Source organism: Sphingobacterium sp. JB170, from assembly GCF_900163865.1.
Classification (GTDB): Bacteria; Bacteroidota; Bacteroidia; order Sphingobacteriales; family Sphingobacteriaceae; genus Sphingobacterium.
The window spans coordinates 1-6,251 of the sequence record NZ_FUKU01000075.1 but is presented as its reverse complement, the minus strand read 5'-3'; the positions used below and the strand labels follow the sequence as shown (position 1 = coordinate 6,251).

Genomic DNA, 6,251 nt, shown 5'->3' with positions numbered 1-6,251 from the left:
TATCATTTTTAAAAAATATATTTGGTTTATAACACAGAATCTTTTCTTTGGTCGCAGATGTGGAAAGAAAAGAAGTCGTCCAAAAACAACGAAAGGGATAATGAATATCCCACATAATAACACCGCAACCTGTTTGGTGAAATGTAGGGGAAGGGAGTGTGCGGAGCCGTGCATTTTGGCAAAGGGGTTGCACCGATTTAGATGCAAAAATGCGTTTCCGACCGAAGGAAGGAATTGCATTTTTGCCGCCCGATTTTTGTTATCAGGCGACTTTTATGGGGTGGGTAAGGAAATCTCTCAGATTGTGAAAAAAGCCCTTGTATTCGGTCATTCCATAGCGAAACATGTTCCAAAGCAGGGAGCAACCCATTTGGGTCAATGATGAATTGATAAACAAGTCCTGCTTTTCCAATGCTTCGGCAAGTGAGCAACTTGGTGCGTTGTCCTCTGCTTCGGATTGCTTCAGCAATTCGCCAAATTCATCGGTAACAAACGGCAGGCTTGCCACCGTTTGGTACTTCTCCGATTGGGGTTGCTGTATCTCTCCGATAGTAGATAACAGCACTTGCCCTGTGTGCCGGCTGTTGCCAAAATCAACCCAATATTTCGGTTCGTCTTGATAGTGCCTGCGGTAGCCTGTTTCTTTCAGAATTTCCGCAACGCCAAACCTTGCCTGTACGTTGTCCACACAGGTAATGGTAATGGTTGCTTTTGCATTTTCGGGCAGTCTGCCAAACTTGTCCTTTTCAAGCTTTACCGTTTCGGCTTTCCAGTTTGCACCCATGAACCGATTGCTACGGTTTATCAAAGCTACGGACTTGTACAATCCTGTTTCACTTTCTGCAAAACGCTGTCTGCCCAGATTGGCATTTGTGATAATATCATCATCCCACAAACGGACCTGCAAACCTGCGTGTCCTAATTCCTTTAAACTGTGGCTCATTTCCATTAAAGCGGTCAGCACCTTTGAGCCTGTGCCACCCGCCCCGATAAGGTTTACCGAAATCGGATTGGTCGGATTGAGCAGGTAATTGTCCGTAAAATGTACGGCTGTTTTTGTTGTTCCCATCACAATAGATTTTTAAGGGTTTTGTTATTCTTTTTCAATACGTCTTTGGGAAAAGGTTTATCAGTACCGATAAGGTCTTTCCATAGGTTTACGATGTTCTTTTTTGTCAAATTTGCACTCAATGAATGACTGAAATAGCTGTTAAAAAAATAATGCTCCCACGCCCGTATAAATTCCTCCACCGAAGCGGAATTTTTAATGTCGATACTGACCGTTCCCATACATACATTGCCCTTTTCATAAACATTGAAGAAAGGTGTGTAATACAATGGCGTTTTTTCGGTTGGTCTTCTGTCGCTTGCCAAAGCAAATAAGGTAAGATTGCTTTTGCTTGCTTTCCATAGCATTGGCGGTACTTGTGCCTTGCCGTTGGGTATGCCCAAACTTTCCACAAAATACAATTGCCTTTGCTGTGCCTTGGTGTACCATAGCACCGTACCTTTTTCAGCACTCGGATTGATATGCAGAATGTTGGTCGGCAAAATTCCCTTTGGCTTTAAAAAGGCTTGGTTCTTTTCGTCTTCGGTCTGTAAAGCCTTTGCCAATACACCCGCTTCCCTTACGGTCAAAGGGTGGGCGTTTATGGGATTGCCGTTGCTGTCCATATCAAAATGCTCTACATAGGTTGCTGTATCTGTTCCTTTGGCTTCGTAGAATACCAAAGCGGATTTTGGGTAATACAGCGTTCCAAAATTTTGGGTCATATCTTTCACGCTGTTCATTTTCCTGTAGTTTTATAGTCATACAATAGTGTGCATAAGTCGTCCAATAGGGCGAACAGGCGGTTCTCAAAATGGAGGTCACCCTGTGTTATCCTGCTCCCGTCAAAAGATTTACTAACGGTCGGTTCTTCCATTGTTCCGTATTCGTTGAACTCATTGTTGATGCAGTCCGAAAGGCTTTCGTACAGCCACCCTTTGGTATCGGCAATAAACGAAATGTACTTTTGCATTGTAATGGCTTCATTACCGTAATCATCATTATAGGGGTCTTGTTCGTGCATGGGTGCATTTCTGAAAACACTTTCGTTGGGATATTCCTTGTAAAGAGAAAAGGCATTGCAAGCGATTTGCCAACACCCGTGGTCAAAAGTATCACGGCTTTTAAAGCGGTTTAAACGCTGTTCAAATACGGTCAGATTGCTACGGTTAAACAGCTTCTGTTCAATCCTGTCACCAATATATTCAGCATTTCTCAATTCATTTCTATACGTTTCGGTTTCGTCCGTTTCCTCATCCTGTTCCACCCAATCTTTATGCGTTTCGTACTGCCAATACAGGTAGCTGTCCTGTTGTCTGTAATACGGCACATCGGGAATATGGTACAGATAACTGCATACTGATATAAGCAACTGTGCATTATACTTCCGCTCTTTATCGTGCAACATCTGAAAGAGTGGCATAATGGGAATGTAATAAAGGGTTGTACCTGTGTTATATCGTTCCTCGCTTTCCAAAAACGCTTTCTTCGTGTCCTGTACCAATCTGAAACTATCCCAATTGATATTGGTGCGTTTTGCTTTGGTTTCCATATCCCACATACCCAATACTATATTGTAGGGAAAACCAAATTCTTGGGTCTGCATTGGCTCAATGCCATAATGCTCGGTAAGTCGGGAAAGGGACTTGTAAAAATCCCTCTCCGTTTTCTCACAAGCCTGTATGGATTGTGCAGTTTTCAGTTTTGGCAGAAACGTACACTTTAGAATACCATCGGTAGCATGGCTATCGGTACGGACTTCCGCTTGTCTTTCTGCACTTCGCTTGCGTCCTTTGGTCTTTGCATCCAGTTTGCGAACTCGCCCAACTGTCGGTGTAATTGCCGTTGCCGTTTCTGTTCGGGTATGCTGATAGTTCCCGATATAATGTTGCGTTGCATAATTCATCGTTTTTGATTTTTAGATTAACCTTTCGTTCCCATTACGCTCTCAAGTCTGTACTCGACTGCATCATCCTTGATCTGCGGTGCAGATGCTTTTGCCGTTGTCAGTATGGGGTACATATTGGCGTAAAAATTCATCACGGCTTCCACGCTCCAACGTGGTTCGGGGTCGGTCAGTCTGATGTCCTGTCCTTTGTCTTTGAGTATAAATACCCGTTCTAACTGCGTTGCTAATAACATAATGCTCGTTTTTAAATGTTAATATTGTTCTTCTTCGTCCGTTTCACTGGTGGGATAGCCGTCTTTCGCTTCTACCGCTTGTGGCGGTTCGGGTGTTGCTTCTTCCATTGCTCCGAAAAGGCTCGGTGTGGCGAACTTGTCGGACAATGAAGTTTTGCGTTTGCGTATCTCGTCCGCTTTTTCGGGAAACTCGGTAATGTCGGGTACTTTCATCCACGCTTCACGGTGCTTGCCCTCTTTTTCCAACTCGTCAGCCTTTGCCATTGCCTCTTTAAACTTCTTGTCTTTGGCTTCTTTTTCCTTTTTGGCTTTCTCGGTTTTGTCTTTCTCTATTGCCGACTGTTTTTTGACTTCTTCCAACTGTTTTAGGAATTTTTCCATATCCACCATTAATCCCGATACCCTTTGAATAGGTGCGGTTATCTGCTCAAAAAATCCCTCGTCAAACTCCTGGGGCGTGGCGTTAAAGGTCAATGGGGGAATGCCGTTTTTGGCGTTATCTCCACATTGCTCGTTGTGGAGCATTACCGATACGATTAGGTTGCTTTCCGCACCTTTTGAAATGTTCAGTTGCAATACTCCCGTAAAGTCCAACTGCTGTATCTGATTGAAAAAATTTGTGTTCATTGCTATTCGATTTTAATTGTTGTTGTTTAACTGTTCTTTCATTGCTGTCAGTTTCTCGTGCATATCCGACCAATAGGCATTTTTCGCTTTATCGAAGTCCGAAAAACTTCTGTCCCCGTGCCTGTATTCCCTGTAATCTGCTGTTATTCGGATAGCTTCATCAAGGTCGGTTATTTCGATAGGGCAACCGTTCAAATCTGTTACCTTCATAGCTTTTCATCTTTTAAAACAACCATAGTATTCCCCTTAAAAGCATAATCAAAAGCACCGTTTGAAATTCTCCGTCTCCTTTGAAGTTCCACACCCTCGTCATCCCAACCAAAGTCGGGCAGACTGTTTACTCTTGCAACAAGCTGTGCATTGCTAAGGTGCTTAAAACGTTCCCTGCAAAACTTTTCAAGTTCAGTTTCTTCTGCAATGGGGTTGCAAAGGGTATTGAGGTCAAATTCCTCTGTCCAAAACTCCTCACTTGTGTGTTTTCCGTAGGCTTTGTATATGGCATTGCCATTGCGGTACACTACAAGCCTGTAACAATCCAAGCGATTTTCGGGAACGGCAAATGCTTCCTGTTCTTCTGTGCCAAATTCCACAAATGCCCATTCCTTATCCGTAAGCAGCTCATCAATGTCGGGTTGGTCGCTTTCGTCCGTCCTATAAAATTCTACTGCCGTGTCATAGTAGTTAAGGGATTGGAAATTGTAATCTTCTGCGAACGGCTTAACCATTTCAAGCCTTTTTTGCTGTTCCTTTTTCCATTCTTCCGAAAGATGTACAATCGCAAATCCGCAATTATCCCATTCGCTGTTGGTAGTGTCTTTTACCAAAATATGTGCTGTTGCTTTATCTGATAGTTTCATCTCTGATTGCTTTTAATGTTTTTGATTGGCTATTTTTCGCTCTAACAAGGTTTCCAAAATCTCACAATTGCTATCGTATTCCTTACCCTCAAAATGATAGGTGTCCGTTTCTTCATCAAAGTCATAGGCATCCCAATCTTCTCCGTCCAGATAGGTATCTGTCAGAATGCCGTTGGTATAGGTTGCCATTCCATATACGAGGTTTCCCGATTCTTCGTAGTCCTGTATAAAATCCACTTTATAGCGGTCTGCAATACCCTGTAAAATTTCGGTATTGGGTGACCATTTGGTTTCGTACTGAAATATACCCTCGTCTCCATCGTTCCAATAGATGTTGAAGAAATATCCTCCGTTCGTGTCGGGAATGAAGTCGGGCAACTGCCCGTGCTCGGTCTTTTCTTCCTTTTCCTTCATCGTTTGGAAAAGCTGTTGTATTTCTCTGATTGCTTCGGGTTTACCCTCGAACACAACCGAATTAGTACACCAATTTGCCATGACTATTTATCTTTTAGGGTTATCACAATCATTTTTTCTTCTCCGAAAAGCAGGTGTATAGCCTGTTTCAATTTCGGTTCACATTCCTGCGTTTCCGCATATTCAATCAAACTGTTCGTGAGGAATATTGCATTTAGTCCGTCAAACAACTGGTCTGAGAATAACCTCGGGCTTTTGTGCAACATGACGTTTTGCCGTTCTATTACCTTTTCGGTGGTTGCTACCAATGCGTACCAAAAATTGGCGGTAACGAGTGTTTTATCTTCCCAAATGCCACGCATGTACTGTTCATGCTCTCTGAAACGTTCGGTTTCCTGTTGTACAAAAAGGGTGAGTTCCTTTAATTTATCGGGGAACAGTTTTGCAAGCAAATAGGCTTTTTCCACGTTGTTCATTTCTTTCAATGCTTTCATATCTTTTGTTTTTAGCAGGCTACCACCGATTAAGGCGGTAGCCTGTGGTTATTTAATTAAGGTTTAGGATTTCCGCACCGTCCAAAGCGAATGCAGTACACAATTCAAATGCTTTCTGTGATTTGAGTTGGGCAGTACCACCCAATACAATGCTCTGCAACTTGGCTTCATCGTTCTTGTAATTTCTCACGTTCTGATAGTAGCCTGTAACAGCGTTATATGCTCCGAACAACGTGCCTTTTGTCGTGTCCATTTGCTGTGTATCGCTTATCATCGCATACGCAAAAGCATCCTCAACGGTGTTTTTGAACACGGTGGAAATTTCATCTTCCGCACCTTTTTGGAGTAGGTCAAGCGTTTCCTTGTTCGGGCAAAGTGCCAATTGGATGAGCTTTCTTACCTCTCGGTCGGTTACCTTTACTTTCGTCCACTCGTTGAAAATGCCTTCCAATTGGTTGCTCAATGTATTGGCAAGCCCCATAATCTTGTGAGCATTCTCGATACGCTGTTTTGCTCCCGATGTGTGTTTGATACGGACTACATTGGTCATACTGCGTAACGAAGCGTTCAGCGTATTTTGGCAAACGATACGGACAGGAGTAAATGCGGCTGTGATACTTCCGCTACCATCGTGCGAAGTGGTTAGGAAGTAGGCTCGACACCTGACGC

The 6,251-nt window shown here is 43.2% G+C and carries 10 protein-coding genes; all 10 read right to left on the bottom strand.

The window, feature by feature from the left end; all coding sequences use genetic code 11:
- Nucleotides 1-262: 262 nt before the first annotated feature.
- A complete protein-coding gene (locus tag FM107_RS19195) occupies nt 263-1,069 on the bottom strand; it encodes a PRTRC system ThiF family protein (RefSeq protein WP_086950095.1) in 807 nt (268 codons plus the stop codon).
- Nucleotides 1,069-1,791: a PRTRC system protein B gene (locus tag FM107_RS19190; RefSeq protein WP_086950094.1), complete on the bottom strand. Its 723-nt coding sequence runs from the start codon at nt 1,789-1,791 to the stop codon at nt 1,069-1,071. Before FM107_RS19190 ends, FM107_RS19195 begins: the two co-directional genes overlap by 1 nt.
- On the bottom strand, nt 1,788-2,954 hold the full coding sequence (locus FM107_RS19185; RefSeq protein ID WP_086950093.1) for a hypothetical protein: 1,167 nt from the start codon (nt 2,952-2,954) through the stop codon (nt 1,788-1,790). The genes FM107_RS19190 and FM107_RS19185 overlap by 4 nt, the downstream gene beginning before the upstream one ends.
- Before the next feature lie 17 nt (nt 2,955-2,971).
- Nucleotides 2,972-3,190: a PRTRC system protein C gene (locus tag FM107_RS19180; protein ID WP_086950092.1), complete on the bottom strand. Its 219-nt coding sequence runs from the start codon at nt 3,188-3,190 to the stop codon at nt 2,972-2,974.
- 18 nt (nt 3,191-3,208) lie between these two features.
- Entirely contained in the window at nt 3,209-3,817 is a 609-nt protein-coding gene (locus tag FM107_RS19175) for a PRTRC system protein E (protein WP_086950091.1), read from the bottom strand.
- Nucleotides 3,818-3,829: 12 nt separating this feature from the next.
- Nucleotides 3,830-4,027, bottom strand: coding sequence for a hypothetical protein (locus FM107_RS19170; RefSeq protein ID WP_086950090.1), 198 nt, complete (start codon nt 4,025-4,027; stop codon nt 3,830-3,832).
- Complete coding sequence (locus FM107_RS19825) at nt 4,024-4,674, bottom strand: hypothetical protein (RefSeq protein WP_218779054.1); 651 nt, start codon at nt 4,672-4,674, stop codon at nt 4,024-4,026. Before FM107_RS19825 ends, FM107_RS19170 begins: the two co-directional genes overlap by 4 nt.
- Nucleotides 4,675-4,686: 12 nt before the next feature.
- The gene (locus FM107_RS19160; RefSeq protein ID WP_086950089.1) at nt 4,687-5,169 is read right to left on the bottom strand and encodes a hypothetical protein; all 483 of its coding nucleotides are present in this window, start codon (nt 5,167-5,169) and stop codon (nt 4,687-4,689) included.
- A 2-nt stretch (nt 5,170-5,171) separates the two neighbouring features.
- Nucleotides 5,172-5,582, bottom strand: coding sequence for a hypothetical protein (locus tag FM107_RS19155; protein ID WP_086950088.1), 411 nt, complete (start codon nt 5,580-5,582; stop codon nt 5,172-5,174).
- 52 nt (nt 5,583-5,634) lie between these two features.
- Nucleotides 5,635-6,251, bottom strand: a 617-nt coding sequence (locus FM107_RS19150; protein WP_143559544.1) for a DUF932 domain-containing protein, incomplete at its 5' end; no start/stop codon positions are given.